Source organism: Methylocella tundrae (genome assembly GCF_901905185.1).
Taxonomy (GTDB): Bacteria; Pseudomonadota; Alphaproteobacteria; order Rhizobiales; family Beijerinckiaceae; genus Methylocapsa; species Methylocapsa tundrae.
Map to the genome: position 1 here is coordinate 1 of NZ_CABFMQ020000025.1, position 424 is coordinate 424.

The following is a 424-nucleotide window of genomic DNA, read 5'->3' on the forward strand; positions in this document are numbered from 1 at the left end:
GCACCGCATCGACGAAGCTCACGTGGTTGCAGACGAGCACCGCCGCGCCCTGCGCGGGAATGTGCGCGTCGCCCGTCACGCGGAAGCGGTACACCAGCCGCGAGAGCACCCAGGCCACGAAGCGCAGCAGGTATTCCGGCACGATCAGGAAGATGTAGCCCGCCACCAGCGCGTTGGCGATGCCGGTGAAGAGGAACACCTGGGGCACGCTCCAGCCGGCCGACAGCAGCGCGCCGGCGATCACCGAACTGGCGATCATGAAGAGCGCGTTCAGGATGTTGTTGGCCGCGATGATGCGCGCGCGGTGCGTGGGCTGGCTGCGCATCTGGATGAGCGCGTACATCGGCACGCTGTAGAGCCCGGCGAACAGGGACAGCAGCAGCAGGTCGGCCATCACGCGCCAGTGCGCGGGCTGCGCCAGGAA

General features: G+C 68.2%; 1 pseudogene. It reads right to left on the reverse strand.

Features of this window, described 5'->3' with window-relative positions:
- Positions 1-424, reverse strand: a pseudogene (locus tag MPC4_RS04160) (hypothetical protein); the annotation flags it as partial.